Source organism: Streptomyces sp. NPDC058221 (assembly GCF_042882365.1).
Classification (GTDB): Bacteria; Actinomycetota; Actinomycetes; order Streptomycetales; family Streptomycetaceae; genus Streptomyces.
Map to the genome: position 1 here is coordinate 143,189 of NZ_JBHVWF010000001.1, position 19,723 is coordinate 162,911.

A 19,723-nucleotide genomic window follows, 5' to 3' on the forward strand; every position below is an offset into this window, starting at 1 on the left:
GCCAACGCACGAATCAGATCGATCAGTTGCAACAGACGATGACGATGCAGGGGGAAGTCATGTCCGTCCACAAAGCTGCCATGGTGCTGTACCGGCTCTGCTGGGTCGCCTTCTTCGTGCTGGTGGCCATCAGCCTCCTCGCCCAGCCACCGTTCCCGTACTGGGTGACCTGGGTGCCCGCAGCCGCCGCGGTCGCCCTCGGTCTGACGACGGGCCGCAGGGGCCGGGCCGTGACGGCGGACCCGAGGCCCGCGGTGGAGGTCGAGCCACCGGTCACGGGGCGCTGGACCGCTCTGAACAGCCCGGCGGACAAGGTGCCCAGTCATGGAGTGCACGCCTATGGGCAGACGTACGCGATCGACATCGTGGCCGATCCCGTTGCCGAGGACGGTGCGCCTGCGGGAGGCGGGGCCGGCCCGACGCGTCCGAAGTTCCGTTGGCTATGGCCCGTCGCCCGGCGCAACCAGCACTTCCCGGCTTTCGGGTCCCCGGTCCTCGCGGTGGCCGACGGCACGGTCGTGCACGCCTCGCACGGCCGCCGCGACCACCTGAGCCGGAACTCGCTCCCCGCGCTCGTCTATCTGATGCTGATCGAGGCGTCCGTACGGGACGTGCTCGGTGCCGGCGCCATCGCGGGGAATCACGTCGTGCTGGACCTGGGCGACGGTACGTATGCCATGTACGCCCATCTGCGGCATGGCTCGCTCCGGGTGCGGGAGGGAGAGACGGTCCGGGCCGGACAGCCTCTCGCCGAGTGCGGGAACTCCGGAAATTCAACCGAACCGCATGTGCATTTCCAGCTGATGGACAATCAGGATCTGGATGTGGCGGTCGGAATTCCGTTCACCTGGCGGGAGATAGGCGTTCCGGCGAACGGCGAGGCATTCGTGGCCGGGGGGACCGCTCCGGGAGGTCACGCCGTGCAGGCGGGAGGGGCTGGAGGGGCTGGAGGGATACAAGCCTCCTGATTCCGGATCCCGTCCGGACGACATCAGGACGACATCAGGACGGGATCCGGGCGGCATCCGGATGGCGTCAGGGCCATGGAGCGCCCGGGCCGTCGGGCGCCCCGGGCGGGGCGGCCAGGATCCCTGTCCCGGCCGTCCGGCCAGGATCACTGCGAGGGCCATCACGCCGACGGCCGGGCGACTTTGGCGGCCACGGCGTCGAGGATCCAGTCCAGGCCGGTCGCGAAGGACTCCTCGGCGTCCACGTCCGTGCCCTCGTGCACCACCCTGGCCAGCGCCGGGAAGCGGCCCGTTGCCAGCATTCTCGTCAGATGCGGGCCGGAGGCGCGCTGCCAGTCGTGCTTGGACAGGCCGGTGGTGCGCTCGGCCCGCAGGTACGCGATCTCGCGCCTGATCGCGCCGGTGAAGTAGGCGCTGACAGTCCCCACGGCGCACATGACGGTATCGGGGTCGGCGACACCGTCGAGCGAGGCCAGCGTGGCCTCGGACAAGGCGAGGCCGTTCGGGCCCAGGGCCGGGCGGCCGCCGAGCAGGTCGGCCAGCCATTCGTGACGGAGAGCGGTCCGCCTGGTGCGGTGGGCGAGGCTGCCCAGTGCCTCCCGCCAGTCACCGGGCTGCTCCTCGGGGAGAATCTCGGCCTGGACCTCATCCACCATGAGGTCGAACAGCTCCTCCTTGGTGGAGATGTATCCGTACAGCCGCATCGGGCCGGCGTTCAGCCGGGCCGCGACCTTGCGCAACGACACCGCCTCCAGCCCGCCCTCGTCGGCCAGCGCGATGGCGGCGGCGACGATCCGCTCCCGGTCGAGCGGCACGGGGCGAGTCGGCGGCTCGGGGCGGTCCCACACAGTCATGGGCACACCATACTGTTCACGGTTACGCCGTACTGTTGCGATGCATCGTAGGGCACCAATACAGTGTATCGACATGAGACATCGCATCGCCGTAGTCGGGAGCGGTCCGGCCGGTCTTACCTTCGCCCGCGTCCTGCGCCGCCATGGCCATCCCGTCACCGTCCTCGAGCGTGATCCCTCCCCTGACACCCGCCCGCCGGGCGGCGTCCTGGACCTGCACGAAGGGCTGGGTCAGCTCGCGCTGGACAAGGCGGGGCTGCTGGCGGAGTTCCAGGCCGTGTCCCGCCCGGAGGGGCAGGCCATGCGCATCCTGGACACGGACGGAGCCGTCCTGCGTGACTGGCGACCCCGTCCGGATGACCGGGCCAATCCCGAGATCGACCGCGGGCAACTCCGTGACCTGCTGCTCGGCCCTCTCGACGTCCAGTGGGGCCGGGGCGTGACGCAGGCGGTGCCGGGGGCCGGGGATGACGTACTGGTCCACTTCGCGGACGGGCGGCAGGAGACCTTCGACCTCGTGGTCGGCGCGGACGGCGCCTGGTCCCGGATCCGCCCGGCGGTCTCGTCGGCGACACCGCACTACACCGGCGTCACCTGCGTCGAGACCTCCCTCGACGACGTCGACACCCGCCACCCCGACCTCGCCCGGTTGATCGGCGACGGTTCCATGGCCGTGTACGGCGTGAACCGGGCTCTCGTCGCCCAGCGCAACAGCGGCGGCCACGCCAAGGTGTACGCCCAGTTCCGCGCGCCGCTGGACTGGCACGGGAGTCTGGACCTGGCCGACGCCGAGGCCGTGCGGTCGAATCTGCTGGCTCTGTTCGACGGCTGGGCCGCTCCCGTCCTCGACCTCCTGCGCCACGGCACCGCTTTCGTCCACCGCCCCCTCTATGTCCTGCCCGTGTCCCACACCTGGGCCCATGTCTCCGGGGTGACGCTGCTGGGCGACGCCGCCCATCTGATGCCCCCATTGGGGGCGGGCGCGAACCTCGCGATGCTGGAAGGCGCCGAGCTCGCTGAGTCCATCGCCACCGGCCGTGTGGATCCGGACGAGGCTGTCCGCGCCTTCGAGGAACGGATGTGGGCGCGGGCCGGCAAGTGGGCGAAGATCACGGCGGCCGGGCTGGAGCGCCTCGTGAGCCCGGACCCCGCCGAAGCCCTCGCCCTCTTCGACCAGGTCCAGCCGTCCTGACCGCCGAGCACGAAAGCGCCGGCACCGGCAGTTCGATGCGGTGTCGTAAATTATACTGAGTCGAAATTTCATCTGAGATAAAACTTCATCCTGGTACAGTGATGTCATGACCGAGGGGCTGAGTCTGCGCGAGCGCAAGAAGATCCAGACGCGAAGCCGTCTGCTGACGGAGGCCACGAGACTCTTCACCGAGCGGGGCTTCGACCAGGTCTCGGTCGCGGAGATCGCCGAAGCGGCCGACGTGTCGAAGATGACGGTCTTCAACTACTTCGACAGCAAAGAAGACCTGATCTTCGCGCCGATGGAGGAGTACATCGGTGACGTCGCCGGAGTGGTGCGGGACCGGGCGCCCGGTGAGTCGGCTGTGGCCGGTGTGCGCCGGCATTTCCTGGAGTGCATCGAGAGCCGGGATCCCTCGGTGGGTATGAGCGATTCGCCGGTGGTGCTCGGGGTCCTTCAGCTGATCCAGCAGACGCCCACACTGCTCACCCGGGCCCATGCCTTCTTCGTCCGCTCTTCCGACCAGTTGACCGACGTCCTGGTCGAGGAGGGGGAGGAGCCGACCACCGCGCGCATCGCGGCCGCCCAGCTCATCGGTACCCGCAACGCTCTGATCACGGAGAACCACCGGCGGATGCTGGCCGGGGGGGAGCCGGTCGAGGAGATCGCCACGGCGGCCGTGGCCATCGCCGACCGCGGTTTCGACCTGCTCGAAAAGGGCCTGGGCGACTACGCGACGCGCACCTGACCCGGAGGCCCCCGCCGCCCCCGGATCCCCGTGTCCTGGCCCAGGGGCGCGCCCCGGCGCCCACCTGGGCGGACGTCGTAGGCTCCTCGTCATGCCGCCGTCCCAGAAGCGCGCCCGCCGCTACGACCCGGTCAGGACCCGCGCAGCGGTCCTGACGCAGTTCGCCCATGTCCGCAAAGCCCTGGGCTCCCTGACACCCCAGCAGCTCGAAGGGCCGAGTGGTCTCGGCGACTGGACGGTGCGGGAGCTCGCCGTCCACCTGACCATGGCGCTCTCGCACGTCAGCAGGAACCTGGAGCTCCCCGAGCCGGCTCTCACCAAGCCCGACGTCACGCTGCTGGAGTGGCCGTTCTCGACGGCGGCCCGGGCCGGACGGATCGCGGACGACACCGCGGCACTGGCCGCGGACCACCAGGACGTGGACGCGCTGTACGGGGCGGTCGCCGCCCGCTTCGATTCGCTGGTGACCGGAGCCTCCGAGGACCGGCTGCTGCCCACCCGGGTCGGCGCGATGCGGCTCGGCGACTTCCTGGTCACCCGGACCGTGGAGCTCGTCGTCCACACGTACGACCTCAACGAGGCGACAGGGCTCGGCATCCCGTACGACCGTCAGGCGCTTGCCGCCTGCACCCGGTTGCTCGCCGACGCACTGGCGGAGAAGGCGCCGGGCGGTTCGGTCGAGGTGCGGGTCCCGCCGTTCGCGGTCGTCCAGTGCGTCCAGGGCCCGAAGCACACCCGCGGCACCCCGCCCAATGTCGTCGAGACCGATCCGGTCACGTGGTTCCGGCTGGCCACCGGGCGCACGGAGTGGGCGCAGGCGCTCGACGCGGCGAAGGTCAGCGCCAGCGGTGAGCGTGCCGATCTCGCCGCCCTGCTGCCCCTGATGGGGTGACGGGAACCGGATCGGCCGTACCGGCCGTCCAAGGGCCATGCACCGACAACGTGTGGCTGTCAGCGTCCTGACCCTCCTCACCCTCGCCGCCTGCGGCACGGAGTCGGGTTCCGGCTCCGGCGACGGCACCGTACGGAACGCCCCACCCGTCACCGGCGTCCGCTGGAGCGTCGAATCGGTGATCGTCGGCGGGAAGCGGTCCGACGCCCCGGCTGACGCCCCGGCTGACGCCCATGTCGAGATCGACTCCAGGGGCCGGGCGAGCGGGAGCTACGGCTGCAACCGGTTCACCGCCGACGTCCGCATCGACGGCGACGCACTCACCTTCGGTCCGGGTACGACCACCGAAATGGGCTGCGAGAAGGACATCCAGCGCTTCGAGGCCCTGATGTCCCGCGCCTTCAACGGCCGGCTCACCGCCGCCGTGGCGGCCAAGAAGCTCACCCTGACCACGGCGAAGGGCGACACCGTCGCCCTCACCTCCCGGCCCGCGGCCCCGCTGGCGGGCACCGACTGGAGGGTCACCACGCTGGTCTCCGGTTCGTCCGCCTCCTCCGTCCCCGCCGGCACGCAGGGCAGCGCCCGCATCGCGTTCGGCAGGAACGGCACCGTGCACGGCACCCTCGGCTGCAACAGCTTCCGCGGCCAGGCGCATGTCTCGGGCTCCACCGCCGCCTTCGGCCCGCTCGTCACCACCCGCAAGATGTGCCCGGACCCCGGGATGCGGCTGGAGAGCGCCCTGCTGGAGGTGATCGACGGGAAGCGGACGACGTACGCGGTCGACGACCGGACCCTGTCCCTCACCGCGCAGGGTGGCGGCGGCAAGGGGCTTGCCGCCGTGGCGGCCGCGAAGAAGCCGGACTGACGGAACGCTCCGAGCGACTCCGAGCCCTCCGATCCCTTCGAGCCCGTTCAAGGCCATGCGCTGCGGTTCGAGGCTGTTCGAGACCGACCGACCGGTCTGTGTGACGGCACGGCCGGTCTGTGTGACGGCACGTCCGGGGGAGTGCCCGCGCATGCCGTCCCCCGGCGTAACCGGGCCCGGGCCCCCTCGTGATCCAGGTGCCCCGGGCAGGCATACCGGCCGCCCCGGTGTGAGGCTCACCACGAAACGAGCGTTCGGCCACCCCGCCCCGCACCCCCGCGAACCGGCTCACTGAGTGCCACGAACCGGCCCGCCCGGGGCGTCGGGCCCCCGGCCGGAAGCAGTCGGTAACCCGCCGGTGATCCGGGCGACGACTGCCCTGCGGCCCCGGCTGTGCCGCATCCGACCGGGAGCCGGCCCGGCGGAATGATCACTCCGTGTGACCGTTCGTGCCCGGTCCCGAGGAGGCCGGCGGGGCGCTTCCCCCGTGCTCCGGCCGGGTGTCCCCATTCGGACCAGTGGTCGATCTCGCCTACACTCGGTGGCGTGCCTCGTGGTGATGGACGACTCAACCACGACCTGCTCCCCGGAGAGAAAGGCCCCCAGGACGCTTGTGGCGTCTTCGGTGTCTGGGCTCCGGGCGAAGAGGTCGCCAAGCTCACCTATTTCGGACTGTATGCCCTGCAGCACCGTGGACAGGAGTCCGCGGGCATCGCAGTGAGCAACGGGTCTCAGATCCTGGTCTTCAAGGACATGGGACTGGTCTCGCAGGTCTTCGACGAAACTTCCCTGGGATCGCTCCAGGGCCATATCGCGGTCGGTCATGCCCGCTACTCCACCACCGGTGCCTCGGTGTGGGAGAACGCGCAGCCGACGTTCCGTGCCACCGCGCACGGCTCGATCGCCCTGGGCCACAACGGCAACCTGGTCAACACGGCCCAACTGGCCGAGATGGTCGCCGACCTTCCGCGCAAGGACGGCCGGGCCACTCAGGTCGCCGCTACCAACGACACCGATCTGGTGACGGCGCTGCTCGCCGGCCAGACCGATGACGAGGGCAAGCCGCTCACCGTCGAGGAAGCCGCCCCCCAGGTGCTTCCCGAGGTGAAGGGCGCCTTCTCCCTCGTCTTCATGGATGAGCACACCCTGTACGCCGCCCGCGACCCGCAGGGCATCCGCCCGCTGGTCCTCGGCCGGCTGGAGCGTGGCTGGGTGGTGGCCTCCGAGTCCGCCGCCCTGGACATCTGCGGTGCCAGCTTCGTCCGCGAGATCGAGCCGGGCGAGCTCGTCGCCATCGACGAGAACGGCCTGCGCAGCTCCCGGTTCGCGGAAGCGAAGCCCAAGGGCTGTGTCTTCGAGTACGTCTATCTGGCCCGCCCCGACACCGATATCGCCGGGCGCAACGTCTACCTCTCCCGGGTGGAGATGGGCCGCAGGCTGGCCGCCGAGGCGCCCGCCGAGGCCGATCTGGTCATAGCGACGCCGGAATCCGGCACCCCCGCCGCAGTCGGTTACGCGGAGGCCAGCGGAATCCCGTTCGGTGTCGGGCTGGTCAAGAACGCCTACGTCGGGCGGACCTTCATCCAGCCGTCGCAGACCATCCGCCAGCTCGGTATCCGTCTCAAGCTGAACCCGCTCAAGGAAGTCATCAAGGGCAAGCGCCTGGTGGTCGTCGACGACTCGATCGTCCGCGGCAACACCCAGCGCGCGCTGGTCCGGATGCTCCGTGAGGCCGGCGCCGCCGAGATCCACATCCGGATCTCGTCCCCGCCGGTGAAGTGGCCGTGCTTCTTCGGCATCGACTTCGCCACCCGCGCCGAGCTGATCGCGAACGGCATGTCGGTCGACGAGATCGCCAAGTCGATGGGGGCCGACTCGCTCTCGTACATCTCGATCGACTCGATGATCGAGGCGACGACGATCGACAAGCCGAATCTGTGCCGCGCCTGCTTCGACGGTGAGTACCCGATGGCGCTTCCGGACCCGGAGCTGCTCGGCAAGCAGCTGCTGGAGACCGAGCTGGCGGCAGGCCCTGCGGCGACCGCTGCGGCCGACGCGCTGCGCCGTCCGTGACCCGGACCGTCCGGCAGCCTTCCCATCAGCCCCGTATCTCCACACGAAAGATCCCAGGCAATGTCTGAGACAACAGGTGCTTCCTACGCGGCAGCGGGCGTCGACATCGAGGCCGGCGACCGTGCCGTCGAGCTGATGAAGGAGTGGGTGAAGAAGACCCGGCGCCCCGAGGTCGCCGGCCTCGGCGGCCTGGGCGGCTTCGCCGGACTCTTCGACGCCTCGGCCCTCAAGCGCTACGAGCGCCCGCTGCTCGCCTCCGCCACCGACGGTGTCGGCACCAAGGTCGACCTCGCCCGCCAGATGGGCGTGTACGACACGATCGGCCACGACCTGGTCGGCATGGTCGTGGACGACCTGGTGGTCTGCGGCGCGGAGCCCCTCTTCATGACCGACTACATCTGCGTCGGCAAGGTGCACCCCGAGCGTGTCGCGGCCATCGTGAAGGGCATCGCCGAAGGCTGCGTGCTGGCGGGCTGCGCCCTGGTCGGCGGCGAGACGGCCGAGCACCCCGGTCTGCTCGGACCGGACGACTTCGATGTCGCCGGCGCCGGTACGGGCGTGGTGGAGGCCGACCGGCTGCTGGGCCCCGACCGCATCCGCAAGGGCGACGCGGTCATCGCGATGGCGTCCTCCGGCCTGCACTCCAACGGGTACTCGCTCGTCCGCCACGTCGTCTTCGACCGGGCCGGCTGGACGCTGGACCGCGAGGTCGAGGAGTTCGGCCGGACGCTCGGCGAGGAGCTCCTGGAGCCGACCAGGATCTACTCGCTGGACTGCCTGGCCCTCACCCGCACCGCCGAGGTACACGGCTTCAGCCACGTCACCGGCGGCGGCCTGGCCAACAACCTGGCCCGGGTCATCCCCGACGGACTGCACGCCACGGTGGACCGCTCCACCTGGACGCCCGGCGCGGTCTTCGACCTCGTCGGCAAGGCAGGTCAGGTCGAGCAGCTGGAGCTGGAGAAGACGCTCAACATGGGCGTCGGCATGATCGCGATCGTCCCGGCGGAGTCCGCTGACGCGGCGCTGACGACACTGGCCGACCGCGGCGTCGACTCCTGGGTCGCCGGCGAGATCACGGACCGCGGCGCGCACCTGACGGGCGCGGAGCTCGTGGGCGGGTACGCGCGCTGAGACGCGAACACGGCGGTTGCTCCCGGACGCCGGACGGGCCGACACGGCCTGCCCGGCGTCCGGGGACGGCACACGCTCCGGATCGGGACAGCACAGAACCCGGTCCGGGACAGGCCCGGACCGGGTTGATGTGTCAGCGCGAGGTCAAGCGCCGCGGCGCTGTGACGACGGACCGGACTGATCGTCCTCGTCCTCGTCATCGTCGTCGTTGTACTGATCCGCGTACTGTGCGTACGGGTCATCTTCCTCGTCGTCGTCCTCGAACGGTTCTGCGTTCGGTGGTTGACTCGAAGGTGATGCGCCCAGCTCATTGGCCAGACGCGACAGGTCAGTCCCGCCGCTGCTGTACTTCAGCTGACGGGCGACCTTTGTCTGCTTGGCCTTTGCCCGGCCGCGCCCCATGGCTCGACCCCCTCGGTGACGGGGCTCGACGGCCCCAGAGTCTTGACACGCGTTCATGTTTCAGGACGGACTCTCGGCAGAGAGACCGTGCCTGTAGAGCTTTAACGGTACCTGCTTCCGCGGCCATACGGTACGCCGCCCGCATCACGCACCCCGGAAGAGGACCCGCGAGGAGCCCTTTCCTCGCTGGTCAACTGCGATTTTAACCTCTTCTGGGCATGCGACCCGCCGACCGGGGTGAGTCATGTCTCGCCGGCCGGCGGGTACAGCAGGCCCTGGGCAGGGAATGACGCCCCGTAGGGCCCCCGGCGCGCTCAGCGAGCGCGGGCGTCGGCCATCCGCTGTTCGGCGATCCGGTCGGCCGCGGCGGCCGGCGGAATGCCGTCACTCTTCGCACGTGCGAATATGGCCAGCGTCGTGTCGAAGATCCGGGCCGCCTTGGCCCTGCACCGCTCGAAGTCGAAGCCGTCCAGTTCGTCGGCGACCTGGATGACGCCACCGGCGTTCACCACGTAGTCGGGGGCGTAGAGGATCGAGCGGTCCGCCAAGTCCTTCTCGACGCCGGGGTGCGCGAGCTGGTTGTTGGCCGCGCCGCACACCACGGAGGCGGTGAGCACCGGAACGGTGTCGTCGTTCAGCGCGCCGCCGAGCGCGCACGGCGCGTAGATGTCCAGCCCCTCGGTACGGATCAGCGCCTCGGTGTCCGCCACCACGGCGACCTCGGGGTGCTGCTCGGTGATCCGGCGCACGGACTCCTCCCGCACATCGGTGATCACCACCCGGGCGCCGTCCGCCAGCAGATGCCCGACCAGGTGGTGGCCGACCTTGCCGACTCCGGCGACCCCCACTTTCCGGCCACGCAGTGTCGGGTCCCCCCAGAGGTGCTGGGCCGAGGCCCGCATGCCCTGGAAGACGCCGAACGAGGTGAGCACCGAGGAGTCCCCGGCACCGCCGTTCTCGGGGGAGCGGCCGGTGGTCCAGCGGCACTCTCGGGCCACGACGTCCATGTCGGCGACGTACGTGCCGACATCGCAGGCCGTCACGTAGCGGCCGCCGAGCGAGGCGACCGACCGGCCGTAGGACAGCAGCAGTTCGGTCCTGCGGTCGCCCTCGAACGCCTCGGGGTCGCCGATGATGACGGCCTTGCCGCCACCGTGGTCGAGGCCGGCGAGGGCGTTCTTGTACGACATTCCGCGCGCCAGGTTCAGCGCGTCCGCGACGGCCTCCTCCTCGGAGGCGTACGGATGGAAGCGGGTGCCGCCGAGGGCCGGGCCCAGGGCGGTGGAGTGGATGGCGATGACGGCCTTGAGGCCGCTGGCACGGTCCTGGCAGAGCACGACTTGTTCGTGGCCCCCCTGATCCGAGTGGAACAGGGTGTGCAGGACGCCGTCGGTCACATCGGTCACTGTGGTGACTCCCAATTACGAAGCGGCGGAGACTCTTCTGAAGGTGGGGAGAGCCCCGGACCGACCGGCACGGACGGTCCGTGGGCATGAGCTTAGGGCCGTCCGCCGCGCACCGACGGAGATCCGTTGTGACGGGGCGGATCAGCCACGACCGGAGTACGGGCGTGACACGATCGCTGCATGTCGGTGGTGTCTTCGGTGCTCGTCCCATACGCGTCCTATCTCCGGGTCTACGAGCCACTGGCGGCTTTCCCGGAGGCCGAACGCGCCCACTGGGCCCGCTACGCGGGCCGCGATGAGATTCCCACGGCCCAGGACGAACTCCGCCGCTCGCTGGCGGACTTGGCGGCGACCCCGCCGGTCGGTGTGCCGGCGCACGAGAGCGCCGACGCGTTCGTCGCCGAGGTGGACGGGGTGGTGTGCGTCTGCCCGTGGCGGACCCGGCTGCGCGGCTGGCTGGGGCTGGACGCTCTGGCGGACATGTTTCCCGGGCCGGTGCTCGACGCGGTGCTGCCGCCGGTGGTCCGGGGGCAGGCGCTCGCCGATCACGAGCGGTGGTCGGAGCGCAATCCGGACGCCAGGCCCTGGATCCGGACGGCGGTGTGGCAGGTCCCGGTGCGCTGGTTCGTCCTCGTCTCGGACGAGGAGCGCGAGTACCGGGAGGCGGGCGAGGACGGTGAGCCGGCCGTGCTGAGGTACCGGACGCCGATGGTCCAGGCCCGCCGCCGGCTGGCACGGGCGCTGAAGACGCTGCGCGAGACGGTGGACGAGGGGCCGCTCACCGAGAGCCTGGTGGATGTCGGCCGCTGGCTGGAGGACTTCCATCCGCGCGCGCTGGTGGAGCTGGACTACGGCGGCCTGGTGCACGCGCTGCCGGCGAAGCACCTCGCCGAGGACCGGAGCGCCGCTGATGTGGCCGAGGGCATCTCGGCGCTGCGGGCCGGTGACACCGAGGGAGCGAGTGAGGCTTATGCCCGTCTCGCGGAGCGCTGGAGGACCGTAAGGGATCGTCAGTTCGCGAACTGACGATCGATGAACCTGCGTCCTGTGTGACACGTGAGGGTGAAGAGGCGGAACCCTACGCTTGTGGCGTCAGGACCTACGTCCCGAACCGGGCCTTTGCCTCAAGCGTGATGGATAGCACTTACGGGGCCCTTGCGCCCTTACCTACTCCTCGTGCCAAAATAGGACAAGGAGTCCGGGGAGGACTCCATTCGTCCAAGTATGGGCGGAATGCTTCGCATTGCACTCTATGGGGGGTCTGACGACTCCTGATCGCCCTGTGACTGATCGTCACGGTGGTGTGACTGTCCGCTATGGCATGGTCCATCGGCTTCCGTCGCTGATGAACACCTGGGAGGGCAATTCCATCGGTTTGGCCGACGTGGCTGGACGGATGGTGTAGTTGTAGTGCCGAGGACAAGCCGTTCGTCCTATAACCGACTCGGCCCGCGTCCGCCATATCGGGCAACGTGGGTCAAGGTGCAGAATTTAGAGGAAAGAACCGAGATGGTTCGGTTCTCCCGAGGAGGCCGCTCATGACCGCTCGCACCCCTGATGCCGAGCCGCTGCTGACCCCGGCTGAGGTTGCCACGATGTTCCGCGTGGACCCGAAGACGGTTACCCGTTGGGCCAAGGCAGGCAAGCTCACGTCCATCCGCACGCTCGGTGGACATCGCCGGTACCGCGAGGCAGAGGTCCGCGCACTGCTTGCGGGTATTCCGCAGCAGCGCAGCGAGGCCTGACAAACCCCTGTCGCCGCAGCACAACTGGGCTTTTGGGTCCCCCAACCCATACAGGCCCACCCATAGCTCCATATGACGGGCGCCCGCCCCAACGGGCGCCATACCTGTGTCATACAGGTCACGTCATCAGATCGCGCTGGACTCCGCCGGGTCCAGCGCGATCTTTTTTGTGCTCTCGCGGCCGGCCGTGGCCCGTGGTCCGGCCTGCCGTTCCCGGCCTGTTCCGGCCGCTGGAAACCGGACGCCCGGTTGGCTCCCGGGAGGTCTCGTGCGAGCTTGCTCGGGTCTGTGCGGGACTGTGTGTCCTCGTCCCGGGAAGGCCGGGCCGGGGTGGTTCGGGAGCTCCTGGGCGGGTCCCGTCCAGGAGGTGCAATTGCACATATTAAATTCGCCAGTTGTAGGAAGGGTGTAAAGTCACCCCTTCTCAAAACTGATTCGGTGACTCCCGTCACATGGCAGGACCCTTGCCAACTACGAGCTTCCCACTGCATAGGGGTCCGCCACCGCGCCATTGGTCACGTGGCGAGGGGACTTTCGCCCTCCGCCCGCCGGGCACCGGTCAGGAGCTGCGGGCCGCTTCGGGGCCCGCACCGCCGGGCGGCGCCACAGGCGCCCGTACGACGGCCTGCCGGGGCCCTGGGGGCGCTCCCGCCGGACCGGGCGGAGCGGATGACTCCTCGGCCGGTTCCGCGCCCGGGGAGGCCGTCACGGGCTCCATGGCGAGCCGCAGCAGCCGGGCGCAGACCGCGCAGTGCCGAGTGAGGTGGCGGTAGCCGGTGGCGGCCGCCAGATGGGCGCGCAGCAGGGCCCGGATCTCGTGCCGGGGCGTCCTGCGCCGTGCCGGTTCGCGAGCGCCTGCCCCGACCGGCCGGAACTCCTCGTCCGTCGATGCCGCCATCCGCGCCGCCTCCCGGTGGACGTGCGCTGTCCCGCGCCGGAAAACAGGGACAGCCCATGTTTTCTGAGTACTCGTCGGCGGACACCGGAGTCAATACGCGCGAAAGCCCGGATCCAGGGGATCCGGGCTTTCGTTACTGCGGTCCTGACGGGATTTGAACCCGCGGCCTCCACCTTGACAGGGTGGCGAGCACTCCAAACTGCTCCACAGGACCAGGTTTTCGCGGCTGCCTTGCGGCTGGCTGCGAAGACAGACTGTACAGGAGGTCAGAGGGTGCGGTCGACCTCACTTGCGGTGGCCGGGCGGTTACCCGGCCACCGGTGGGCGGTTACGGGGCCGCGGCGTCGATCGCCTTCACGATCCGCTTGTCGGAGACGGGGAACGCGGTGCCCAGCGCATGCGCGAAATAGCTGACGCGCAGCTCCTCGATCATCCAGCGGATGTCCAGGACCTCCTGCGGAACGGGCCTGCCCTGCGGAAGCTGTTCGAGCAGCCAGGCGTACTCGTCCTGCATCTCGTGGACCTTCTCCATGCGCGAGGTGTCGCGCTGGACGTTCGTCGGCATCTGCTGGAGCCGGCGGTCCTCGGCGACCAGATAGCGCATCAGGTCGGGCAGCCTGCGCAGCCCCGTCGCGGTGACGAACCCGGGCGGGACCAGGCGGGCCAGGTGTTCCCGTACGTCGGTGACGTTGTTGATCAGGACCAGGCTGCTGGTGGACTTCAGCCGGCGCTCGCATGCCTGCCAGGCCGCCAGGACCTGCTGCACCTGGCCGATCGTGCGCACGGTCAGGTCCACCAGGTCGGCCCGCACCTTGTCGTACAGCTTCCGGAACGACGCCTCGTCCCAGGCGGGCCCGCCGTGCGCGGCGATCAGCCGGTCGGCCGCGGCCGTCGCGCAGTCGTCGAACAGGGCCTGGATGGAGCCGTGCGGGTTGCGGGACAGGGCCAGCTTCTGCTGGTTCGTCAGCTTGTCGGACGCGAACTTCGCCGGGTTGACCGGGATGTTCAGCAGGATCAGCTTCCGGGTGCCGCGCCACATCGCCTGCTGCTGCTCGGCCTCGGTGTCGAAGAGCCGTACGGCCACCGTCGCGCCCTGGTCGACGAGGGCCGGGTACGCCTTGACCGGCTGGCCCGCCCTGCGGGTCTCGAAGATCCGGTCCAGGGTGCCGATCGTCCAGTCGGTGAGGCCCGAGCGCTCGACGGACTCGCCGGTGGGGCCCGCGGTCGCCGCGGCGGCCTTGGACAGGGCCTGCCGGGCCTTGGGGCGCAGCTGGATCTTCAGCGCCTCCAGGTCCTTGTCCTCGGCGACCTTGCGCCGCCGCTCGTCGACGATCCGGAACGTGATCTTCAGGTGGTCCGGGACCCGGCCCAGGTCGAAGTCGTCCGCGGTGACCGGGACGCCGACCATCCGCTGGAGCTCACGGGCGAGGGTGACCGGCAGCGGCTCCTGCAGCGGAACGGCCCGGTCCAGGAACTTGTCCGCGTAGTCCGGAGCGGGCACGTAGTGCCGGCGGATGGGCTTGGGCAGGGAGCGGATCAGCTCGGTGACCACTTCCTCGCGCAGTCCCGGGATCTGCCAGTCGAAGCCCTCGGATGTGACCTGGTTGAGCACCTGGAGCGGGATGTGGACGGTCACGCCGTCGGCGTCCGCACCGGGCTCGAACTGGTACGTCACCCGGAACTTGAGCTTCCCCTGCCGCCAGGAGTCCGGGTAGTCGTCCTTGGTGACGTCCCCGGCCTTCTCGTTGATGAGCATCGAGCGCTCGAAGTCCAGCGCGTCCGGCTCGTCCTTGCGCTTGTGCTTCCACCAGGAGTCGAAGTGCGCGCCCGAGACGACGTGCTCCGGGATCCGCTGGTCGTAGAAGTCGAAGAGCGTCTCGTCGTCCACGAGGATGTCGCGGCGCCGGGCCCGGTGCTCCAGCTCCTCGACCTCGCCCAGGAGCTTGCGGTTGTCGTGGAAGAACTGGTGGTGCGTGCGCCAGTCGCCCTCGACCAGGGCGTTGCGGATGAAGAGGTCCCGCGAGGTCTCCTGGTCGATACGGCCGAAATTGATCTTGCGCTGGGCCACGATCGGTACGCCGTACAGCGTGACCCGCTCGTACGCCATGACCGCCGCCTGGTCCTTCTCCCAGTGCGGCTCGCTGTAGGTGCGCTTGAGCAGATGCTGGGCCAGCGGCTCGATCCACTCGGGCTCGACCCGGGCGTTCACCCGCGCCCACAGCCGGGACGTCTCCACCAGCTCGGCCGACATCAGGAACCGCGGCTGCTTCTTGAAGAGCGCCGACCCCGGGAAGATCGCGAACTTGGCGCTGCGCGCGCCCAGGTACTCGTTCTTCTCGGTGTCCTTCAGCCCGATGTGCGACAGCAGACCGGCCAGCAGCGAGGTGTGCACCGACTGCTCGGGAGCATCGTCCTCATTCAGCTCGATCCCCAGCTGCTTGGCGACCGTACGCAGCTGCGCGTAGATGTCCTGCCATTCGCGGATGCGCAGGAAGTTCAGATACTCCTGCTTGCACATCCGGCGGAAGCTGGAGGAGCCGCGCTCCTTCTGCTGCTCGCGGATGTAGCGCCACAGGTTCAGGAACGCCAGGAAGTCCGACGTCTCGTCCTTGAACCGGGCGTGCTGCTGATCGGCCTGCGTCTGCTTCTCGGACGGGCGCTCGCGGGGGTCCTGGATGGAGAGCGCGGAGGCGATGACCATGACCTCGCGGACACAGCCGTTGCGGTCGGCCTCGATGACCATCCGCGCGAGGCGCGGGTCCACCGGCAGCTGCGAGAGCTTGCGGCCCAGCGGGGTGAGCCGCTTCTTCGGATCCTTCTCCTCCGGATCGAGCGCGCCGAGCTCCTGGAGGAGCTGCACGCCGTCACGGATGTTGCGGTGGTCCGGCGGGTCGATGAAGGGGAACTTCTCGATGTCGCCGAGGCCGGCCGCGGTCATCTGGAGGATCACGGAGGCCAGGTTCGTCCGCAGGATCTCCGGGTCGGTGAACTCCGGGCGGGTCAGGAAGTCGTCCTCGGAGTACAGCCGGATGCAGATGCCGTCCGACGTACGGCCGCAGCGGCCCTTGCGCTGGTTGGCGCTGGCCTGCGAGATCCGCTCGATCGGCAGCCGCTGGACCTTGGTGCGGTGGCTGTAGCGGGAGATACGGGCGTTGCCCGGGTCGATCACGTACTTGATGCCGGGGACGGTCAGCGAGGTCTCGGCGACGTTGGTCGCCAGCACCACCCTGCGTCCGGTGTGGCGCTGGAACACGCGGTGCTGCTCGGCGTGCGACAGGCGCGCGTAGAGGGGGAGCACCTCGGTATGTCTGAGGTTGCGCTTGCCGAGTGCGTCCGCGGTGTCGCGGATCTCCCTCTCCCCGGAGAGAAAGACCAGGACGTCGCCGGGACCCTCGGACTGGAGCTCGTCGACGGCGTCGCAGATCGCGGTGATCTGGTCGCGGTCGGAGTCTTCGCTGTCCTCTTCGAGGAGGGGCCGGTACCGCACCTCGACCGGATACGTACGCCCGCTGACCTCGACGATCGGCGCCTCGCCGAAGTGGCGCGCGAAGCGCTCCGGGTCGATGGTCGCCGAGGTGATGACGACCTTCAGATCCGGGCGCTTGGGCAGCAGCCGGGCCAGATAGCCGAGCAGGAAGTCGATGTTCAGCGACCGCTCGTGGGCCTCGTCGATGATGATCGTGTCGTACGCGAGCAGCTCGCGGTCCGTCTGGATCTCGGCGAGCAGGATGCCGTCCGTCATCAGCTTGACGAAGGTCGCGTCCTGGTTCACCTGGTCGGTGAAACGGACCTTCCAGCCGACCGCCTCGCCCAGCGGCGTCTTCAGTTCCTCGGCGATCCGCTCGGCCACGGTGCGCGCCGCGATCCGGCGCGGCTGGGTGTGCCCGATCATGCCGCGGACGCCGCGCCCGAGTTCCATGCAGATCTTGGGGATCTGGGTGGTCTTGCCGGAGCCGGTCTCACCGGCGACGATCACGACCTGGTGGTCACGTATCGCCTCCAGGATCTCGTCCTTCTTCTGGCTGACCGGCAGTTGCTCGGGGTACGAGAGGGCAGGCAGCCGCCCGGCCCGCAGCGCGAGCCGCCCGGCTGCCTTCGTGGCCTGGGCGGCGATCTCGTCCAGCACGCCTTGCTGGGCCTCGGGCTCACGGATGCGGCGCGCCCCTTCGAGGCGGCGGCCGAGCCGGTGGGCGTCGCGCAGCGAGAGCTGCCCGAGCTGGGACTGGAGATCGGCAAAGGAAGTAGACATACGGGTTCCAGGATCTCACCCGGGCCCGAGGAACGGCGAACCTATTTCGCGCGGGCTCGGTCACGGAGTCGGCACGGTGGGCGGCGGCACGGTCACAGCACGTACTATTCCGGACAGTTGATCTCCCCTGCCCGGAAGGCCCGTCCCCGTGTCCCGTTCGCAGTGGTGCTGCCTGGCGGCGGCGCTGGCGGTGCTGCTCGGGCTGTTCTGCGGACCGTCCACGGCGGTCGCCGCGGCGGCCCCGGTGCCGGTGTCCGCCTCGGTGCCGGTCGCGGCCGTCACCGCGGACGGCGGGCACGGGGTTCCGGGCTGCGGCAGGAGCGGTGAGCGCGACGGCACCGAGCCCGCCGTTCCCGGCCGGGCCGGCCCGGCCCACGACCAGGCGCCGGGCCTCGCCGAGTGGGGCCTGCCCGCCGCCATCGGACCCGAGCCGGTCCTGGCACCTGCGCCGATGACACCGCGTGGGCCCGACGCGGCGGCACCGGGGCCGGTGGAACTCTCCGTACTGAGGGTGTAGACGGACCGCCCGCCCCGCGCCGGCCGTCCCTCTTCCTCTTCCCGCACCACCAGCCCGGAGTTCCGCATGCCCGTTTCCACGCCCAAGCCGTCCCCGAAACCGTCCCGCAAGCCGGCTGCGAAGTCCCGTAAGCCGCTGGTCTACGGCGCCGGGATCGTCCTGGCAGCCGCCCTGCTCGGCTACGTCTCCTACCGGGCCACCGCTCCGGGCTCCCCGGACACCAGCGCCTCCGCCGTCGCCGACGTCACCGCGGACCCCGAGGCCGGTGTCCACCCCGAGCTGGCGAAGCTGGCCCGCCGCGACGCCGGCGACAAGCTGGCGCAGGGCCGGGCGGACGCGCCCGTCGTCCTCATCGAGTACGCCGACTTCAAGTGCGGCTACTGCGCGAAGTTCGCCCGCGACACCGAACCCGCGCTGGTGAAGAAGTACGTCGACAACGGCACCCTGCGCATCGAGTGGCGCAACTTCCCCATCTTCGGTGCCGAGTCCGAGGCCGCCGCCCGCGCCTCCTGGGCAGCCGGACAGCAGGGCCGTTTCTGGCAGTTCCACCGTGCGGCGTACGCCGAAGGGGTCAAGGAGAAGGGATTCGGCAAGGACCGGCTGAAGGCGCTCGCCCAACAGGCGGGAGTCGCCGACCTGGACCGCTTCGAGGCCGACGCGGACGGTGCGGCGTCCGCTGCCGCGGTCAGCAAGGACCAGGAGCAGGGATACGGCATCGGCGCGACCTCCACTCCGTCGTTCCTGATCAACGGCCGCCCGATCGCCGGGGCCCAGTCGACCCAGACCTTCGCCCAGGCCATCGAACAGGCGGCGGAGAGCTCCAGGGGCTCCGCGGGCCCGACGGGTCAGGCCGGCTCCGCAGGCGCTCACGGGCCCGCGGCCTCCCAGGGCTCCGCGAAGTGACGGCGGGCATCGGCTACTTCGCCGCACTCCTCGGCGGGCTGCTTGCCCTGCTCAGCCCGTGCAGCGCCCTGCTGCTGCCCGCCTTCTTCGCGTACTCCGTCGACTCCGCCTCACGGCTGCTCGCCCGCACCGGGATCTTCTACGCGGGCCTGGCCACCACCCTCGTCCCGCTCGGCGCGGCGGGTTCGTACGCCGGACGGATCTTCTACGGCCACCGCGACGCACTCGTCCTCGGCGCGGGCTGGCTGATCATCGGGCTCGGCGCCGCCCAGATCGTCGGCCTCGGCTTCGCCTCGCGCCGGATCGCCGCCCTGAGCGGCCGGATCCGCCCCACGACCGCCGTGTCCGTCTACGCGCTGGGCGCCGTCTACGGACTGGCCGGCTTCTGCGCCGGACCGATCCTCGGAAGCGTTCTCACTGTGGCGGCCGTCAGCGGCAGCCCGGCGTACGGCGGACTGCTGCTCGCCGTCTACGCCCTGGGCATGGCGGTGCCGCTGTTCCTGCTCGCGCTGCTCTGGGAACGCTTCGAGCTGGGCCGCCGGGCGTGGCTGCGCGGGCGCGCCCTGCGGATCGGCCGCTTCGAGCTGCACACGACGTCGCTGCTGTCGGGGCTCTTCTTCATCGGGCTCGGCGCGGTGTTCCTGGCGTACGACGGGACGACCGCGTTGCCCGGACTGCTGGATGTGGACCAGTCGTTCGCCGTCGAGCAGTGGGCCCAGCGCGTCGGCGAGCAGGTGCCGGACGGGGTGCTGCTGGGCGCGGTGGTGGCCGTGGTGCTGCTGGTGGTCGCGGCACGGGCCGCCCGTCGCCGCCGCACGGATGCCGGAGATGAGCTGAACACCGCCGACGGGGAGGGCGTCTGACACGGCGAAGGCCC

17 protein-coding genes and 1 tRNA gene are annotated in these 19,723 nt (G+C 70.1%); 12 read left to right on the plus strand and 6 right to left on the minus strand.

Annotated elements, in window-relative coordinates; translation table 11 throughout:
* Positions 1–59 precede the first annotated feature (59 nt).
* Entirely contained in the window at positions 60–968 is a 909-nt protein-coding gene (locus ACFVW8_RS00690; protein ID WP_389685396.1) for a M23 family metallopeptidase, read from the plus strand.
* 161 nt (positions 969–1,129) lie between these two features.
* Here the strand turns inward: ACFVW8_RS00690 and ACFVW8_RS00695 are convergent, their stop codons facing one another.
* On the minus strand, positions 1,130–1,822 hold the full coding sequence (locus ACFVW8_RS00695; protein WP_389685397.1) for a TetR/AcrR family transcriptional regulator: 693 nt from the start codon (positions 1,820–1,822) through the stop codon (positions 1,130–1,132).
* A gap of 73 nt (positions 1,823–1,895) precedes the next feature.
* Between ACFVW8_RS00695 and ACFVW8_RS00700 the strand changes: the two genes are divergently transcribed.
* The 6 genes from ACFVW8_RS00700 (at position 1,896) to purM (ending at position 8,726) form a co-directional block, all read left to right on the plus strand.
* Positions 1,896–3,014, plus strand: a complete 1,119-nt coding sequence (locus ACFVW8_RS00700; RefSeq protein ID WP_389685398.1) for an FAD-dependent oxidoreductase — start codon at positions 1,896–1,898, stop codon at positions 3,012–3,014.
* A gap of 106 nt (positions 3,015–3,120) precedes the next feature.
* Positions 3,121–3,762 carry a TetR/AcrR family transcriptional regulator gene (locus ACFVW8_RS00705; RefSeq protein ID WP_389685399.1) on the plus strand — a complete coding sequence of 214 codons (642 nt, stop codon included), beginning with the start codon at positions 3,121–3,123 and terminating at the stop codon, positions 3,760–3,762.
* A gap of 91 nt (positions 3,763–3,853) precedes the next feature.
* The gene (locus ACFVW8_RS00710; protein ID WP_389685400.1) at positions 3,854–4,654 is read left to right on the plus strand and encodes a sterol carrier family protein; all 801 of its coding nucleotides are present in this window, start codon (positions 3,854–3,856) and stop codon (positions 4,652–4,654) included.
* Between the two features lie 52 nt (positions 4,655–4,706).
* Positions 4,707–5,519, plus strand: a complete 813-nt coding sequence (locus tag ACFVW8_RS00715; protein ID WP_389685401.1) for an META domain-containing protein — start codon at positions 4,707–4,709, stop codon at positions 5,517–5,519.
* Positions 5,520–6,065: 546 nt separating this feature from the next.
* Positions 6,066–7,592 (plus strand): amidophosphoribosyltransferase, encoded by a 1,527-nt coding sequence (purF, locus tag ACFVW8_RS00720; RefSeq protein ID WP_389685402.1) that lies wholly within the window; start codon positions 6,066–6,068, stop codon positions 7,590–7,592.
* Between the two features lie 60 nt (positions 7,593–7,652).
* Positions 7,653–8,726 (plus strand): phosphoribosylformylglycinamidine cyclo-ligase, encoded by a 1,074-nt coding sequence (gene purM, locus ACFVW8_RS00725; protein ID WP_389685403.1) that lies wholly within the window; start codon positions 7,653–7,655, stop codon positions 8,724–8,726.
* Between the two features lie 144 nt (positions 8,727–8,870).
* On the opposite strand, the gene ACFVW8_RS00730 is transcribed toward purM, so the two are convergent.
* Positions 8,871–9,128, minus strand: coding sequence for a DUF3073 domain-containing protein (locus tag ACFVW8_RS00730; protein WP_123460581.1), 258 nt, complete (start codon positions 9,126–9,128; stop codon positions 8,871–8,873).
* 314 nt (positions 9,129–9,442) lie between these two features.
* Positions 9,443–10,534: a Leu/Phe/Val dehydrogenase gene (locus ACFVW8_RS00735; protein ID WP_389685404.1), complete on the minus strand. Its 1,092-nt coding sequence runs from the start codon at positions 10,532–10,534 to the stop codon at positions 9,443–9,445.
* Between the two features lie 180 nt (positions 10,535–10,714).
* On the opposite strand from ACFVW8_RS00735, the gene ACFVW8_RS00740 reads away from it, so the two are divergent.
* A complete protein-coding gene (locus ACFVW8_RS00740; protein ID WP_389685405.1) occupies positions 10,715–11,560 on the plus strand; it encodes a hypothetical protein in 846 nt (281 codons plus the stop codon).
* Positions 11,561–12,072: 512 nt separating this feature from the next.
* Positions 12,073–12,279 carry a developmental transcriptional regulator BldC gene (gene bldC / locus ACFVW8_RS00745; RefSeq protein ID WP_003949541.1) on the plus strand — a complete coding sequence of 69 codons (207 nt, stop codon included), beginning with the start codon at positions 12,073–12,075 and terminating at the stop codon, positions 12,277–12,279.
* A gap of 559 nt (positions 12,280–12,838) precedes the next feature.
* Here the strand turns inward: bldC and ACFVW8_RS00750 are convergent.
* From ACFVW8_RS00750 to hrpA, 3 genes are all read right to left on the minus strand, one after another.
* Positions 12,839–13,177, minus strand: a complete 339-nt coding sequence (locus ACFVW8_RS00750) for a DUF6274 family protein (RefSeq protein ID WP_389685406.1) — start codon at positions 13,175–13,177, stop codon at positions 12,839–12,841.
* Positions 13,178–13,316: 139 nt separating this feature from the next.
* A tRNA-Asp gene (locus ACFVW8_RS00755) sits at positions 13,317–13,391 on the minus strand.
* Between the two features lie 114 nt (positions 13,392–13,505).
* Complete coding sequence (gene hrpA, locus ACFVW8_RS00760; RefSeq protein ID WP_389685407.1) at positions 13,506–17,426, minus strand: ATP-dependent RNA helicase HrpA; 3,921 nt, start codon at positions 17,424–17,426, stop codon at positions 13,506–13,508.
* 148 nt (positions 17,427–17,574) lie between these two features.
* Here hrpA and ACFVW8_RS00765 point away from each other — a divergent pair, with 148 nt between their 5' ends.
* From ACFVW8_RS00765 to ACFVW8_RS00775, 3 genes are all read left to right on the plus strand, one after another.
* A complete protein-coding gene (locus tag ACFVW8_RS00765; RefSeq protein ID WP_389685408.1) occupies positions 17,575–17,943 on the plus strand; it encodes a hypothetical protein in 369 nt (122 codons plus the stop codon).
* A gap of 66 nt (positions 17,944–18,009) precedes the next feature.
* Positions 18,010–18,846, plus strand: coding sequence for a DsbA family protein (locus ACFVW8_RS00770; RefSeq protein ID WP_389685409.1), 837 nt, complete (start codon positions 18,010–18,012; stop codon positions 18,844–18,846).
* On the plus strand, positions 18,843–19,709 hold the full coding sequence (locus ACFVW8_RS00775; RefSeq protein WP_389685410.1) for a cytochrome c biogenesis CcdA family protein: 867 nt from the start codon (positions 18,843–18,845) through the stop codon (positions 19,707–19,709). The genes ACFVW8_RS00770 and ACFVW8_RS00775 overlap by 4 nt, the downstream gene beginning before the upstream one ends.
* Positions 19,710–19,723 lie beyond the last annotated feature (14 nt).

Coding starts and splice junctions, on each gene's coding strand:
- ACFVW8_RS00690 (WP_389685396.1), top strand. CDS start 60: ATGTCCGTCCACAAAGCTGCCATGGTGCTGTACCGGCTCTGCTGGGTC.
- purM (WP_389685403.1), top strand. CDS start 7,653: ATGTCTGAGACAACAGGTGCTTCCTACGCGGCAGCGGGCGTCGACATC.
- bldC (WP_003949541.1), top strand. CDS start 12,073: ATGACCGCTCGCACCCCTGATGCCGAGCCGCTGCTGACCCCGGCTGAG.
- ACFVW8_RS00770 (WP_389685409.1), top strand. CDS start 18,010: ATGCCCGTTTCCACGCCCAAGCCGTCCCCGAAACCGTCCCGCAAGCCG.
- ACFVW8_RS00710 (WP_389685400.1), top strand. CDS start 3,854: ATGCCGCCGTCCCAGAAGCGCGCCCGCCGCTACGACCCGGTCAGGACC.
- ACFVW8_RS00695 (WP_389685397.1), bottom strand. CDS start 1,822: ATGACTGTGTGGGACCGCCCCGAGCCGCCGACTCGCCCCGTGCCGCTC.
- ACFVW8_RS00700 (WP_389685398.1), top strand. CDS start 1,896: ATGAGACATCGCATCGCCGTAGTCGGGAGCGGTCCGGCCGGTCTTACC.
- ACFVW8_RS00740 (WP_389685405.1), top strand. CDS start 10,715: ATGTCGGTGGTGTCTTCGGTGCTCGTCCCATACGCGTCCTATCTCCGG.
- hrpA (WP_389685407.1), bottom strand. CDS start 17,426: ATGTCTACTTCCTTTGCCGATCTCCAGTCCCAGCTCGGGCAGCTCTCG.
- ACFVW8_RS00750 (WP_389685406.1), bottom strand. CDS start 13,177: ATGGCGGCATCGACGGACGAGGAGTTCCGGCCGGTCGGGGCAGGCGCT.
- ACFVW8_RS00705 (WP_389685399.1), top strand. CDS start 3,121: ATGACCGAGGGGCTGAGTCTGCGCGAGCGCAAGAAGATCCAGACGCGA.
- ACFVW8_RS00730 (WP_123460581.1), bottom strand. CDS start 9,128: ATGGGGCGCGGCCGGGCAAAGGCCAAGCAGACAAAGGTCGCCCGTCAG.